Here is a 2,885-nt window from a genome sequence, read left to right as displayed (position 1 = left end):
ATAAAGAATATCTAATAAGAATAAAGGCTACTTAGATTTAGTTATGAGAAAAATGTTGATCTAATTAATATAAGTTAATAGATACATCTTATAATTAAAAGTATTTAATTGGTACCAACTAAGAATATTATAGCATAGTAGTTAATTTTGAATTTATGTATAACATTGTTAATTAATTAAATGGTATTTCATATTTTGAAATAATAAAATTTTTATATAGACAATAGAAATTCAGAGTATTTTCTATAGTTGTTATATAAAGTTAGTGTAGTAATTTAATTTATTAAACTTTGAATAATTTTACTGAGATAATTAGTTATTTTATAATTGAATAAAAGGGGGAGAGAAAAATGATAAAAGAATATAGTTCGACAATTTATAATAAAGCTATTTTCTCAGAGGATAAAAATCATAGATATTTACTAGAAAGGGTATGGGATGAAAATAAAGCGATAGCAACAGTTATTATGCTTAATCCAAGTTATGCAGGTCACATAAAAGTAGATAATACAACAAGTGAAATAATTAATTATCTGGTTGATTTAGAACTCGATTGTGGAGATGGTGAAATAATTACATTTGGTGGATTAAAAGTAGTTAATATATTTTCATATATTGTTACTAAATCTAAAGAACTAAAGAATATAGATTATTATGAGCTATTTGATAGCTATACAGATAATGAGATAGTAAAAGCATTTGAAGAATCAAAAATAATAATTATAGCTTGGGGAAAAGAGGATAAAAAACTATATAGAGAAAGGAAAAATAAAATTAGAAGTTTATTAAAACAAAAATACAGTGATAAAGTTTTTTATTTTATTAATCCTGATGGAAGTCCATCAAGTCATCCGAGTATTATGCAAAATGGATCTAAAATAAAAGAATATGATTTTACAAGTAAAGACATATAGATTTTAATTATAGAAAATTAGAAAGTAAGATTATACAATTAAGGTAAAGAAAAGCAATACATATAATTGGTGATAAATGATAAGGTTACTGAAGTCTGGAAAAAGTGATTAGAAATAAAAAAATTAGGAGTTGGTACGAGAGAACCAACTCTTTTATTAGTGAAAAATCCAATTAATATAGATGTAAAAAGGATAATAACTAGATATTAAAAAACTGATTTGATGAAAATATAGGGATAATTTTTAAGAGATCTTATTTTTATAAAGAAAAAGAAATTAATTTACATTGTTTATAAAAATATGGAAAATTGTATGGTGTGGGTGTATAATTAATTATAAAAATTGAGGATCAAATGTATTTTTCACAAGGTCGATAAATACATTCTAGGAGGGGAAATATGAAGAAAAAAAACATAATATTTCTTATTTTATTACATTAATTATAGTTTTTGGGGGATATTTTATTTCGAATAAATTATTAATACAAAGTAAATATAAGTTTAATGTTTTAGAATATTGTCTTGATTCAAATATAGCACAATTAAAATATTCAAATCATGTTACTGAAACAAATTACGTATACTATACTTATGAAAATATTAAATTTATTAATAACAATGAAAGTGGGATATTATATGAATCATCTAATATTACTCCAGAAATATTAAATGAGTATGTTAATGTACAATATAAGGTTATTGACAATGAATTATATCATTTAGATTCAACAGGTAAAAGTGAAATTATTTTGTCTTCTAATTTGAAATGGAAGAGTATGATTGAGGAAGATGGTTACTACAAAATAATTTCTACAAATGAAACTGTAAATACAAAAGCAGGTATATTTGATAAATGTATAGTGGTAGATGAATTTATTAAAACAAAAAATGCTTTGTATCACATGAGAAAATACTATGCACCTAATGTTGGGCGTGTTTTAGAAGAGTGGTATGATGGTGATGTTATAACAAGTAGAATAGAACTTGAATCAATAGAATATAATAATTCATCAAATAAAGAGGTTGAAAGAAGTGGGGAAAGTATTTTTACAGGTAGTATGAGGGATAGTAATTCAGAGAAATATACAATTAAAATTTTTTCTGATAATGGAACATACGAAGTCCAAGAATCACCATCTTTTATTGGAAATGTAGGAGATATTGTATTAAAAGGAAATTTACAAATTAATTACAATAAAGAAGGAACAGAGGATATAAATAAGATTACTATATATTTAAATGATGAAAAAAGTAATTTTACATTAAATCTAAATACTGAAAATTTTAAGATCATTAGCAATAGTAAAGAAAATGAACCAGATATTTTGATAGTTACAAATCCGATGAGTAGTAACTTAATGATATTACAAGCTTACTATATTTATAATAAGCAATTAGAACCTATTTTATTTGATAATTCAGGGCATAAAAGCAAATATTTAAATACAGCTACTTTTATAGAACAGGTTTCTGACAATAATTTTGAAAGCTCCGTATATGATAATACCAATGGATTAAATTATATTTATGAATGGGAGTTTGATAGTGAAAAGGGAGTATTTACCAATAAATCATCAACAGAAATAAAAGAAAACATTAATGAACAAACTGTACAGTCTAAAAGCATAACTGCAGATGAGGCAGTAAATAAAGTAGAAGAGGTTTATGGTAATCACCTTCAATATCAATATTATGGAAACCTAGAAGCTGGTGAGATTTTAGATGGTTTTCCTACTGAAAAATTTTATATAATTAATGCTTTACAAGATGGAGAAATTCTTCCAGGAGGATGTTTTTATGTAAATATGAATAATGGAGAAGTGTACTTCAATGGTTCTAGTGGATTCATTACTAGATTAAGTGATAATCAAACAGTAGGACGTTTTGGTGAATTACCTAAGGATAATTAAATATATAAAATTAAAATAAACTTATTAGTTGAATAATTAAAGGGTTATATCCCAAAGAGTAT

General features: G+C 24.0%; 2 protein-coding genes. Both read left to right on the top strand.

Annotated elements, in window-relative coordinates; all coding sequences use genetic code 11:
• Positions 1-350 precede the first annotated feature (350 nt).
• Positions 351-914 (top strand): DUF1643 domain-containing protein, encoded by a 564-nt coding sequence (locus tag A500_RS18940; RefSeq protein ID WP_016209183.1) that lies wholly within the window; start codon positions 351-353, stop codon positions 912-914.
• A 760-nt stretch (positions 915-1,674) separates the two neighbouring features.
• On the top strand, positions 1,675-2,823 hold the full coding sequence (locus A500_RS18935; protein ID WP_157453711.1) for a hypothetical protein: 1,149 nt from the start codon (positions 1,675-1,677) through the stop codon (positions 2,821-2,823).
• Positions 2,824-2,885 lie beyond the last annotated feature (62 nt).

The sequence above is a fragment of the Clostridium sartagoforme AAU1 genome (assembly GCF_000401215.1).
Taxonomy (GTDB): Bacteria; Bacillota; Clostridia; order Clostridiales; family Clostridiaceae; genus Clostridium; species Clostridium sartagoforme.
This window is presented reverse-complemented; position numbering and strand designations above follow the sequence as displayed.

What these genes read in the sequence shown, in the direction of transcription:
- A500_RS18940 (WP_016209183.1), top strand. Translation starts at nt 351, where the DNA reads ATGATAAAAGAATATAGTTCGACAATTTATAATAAAGCTATTTTCTCA.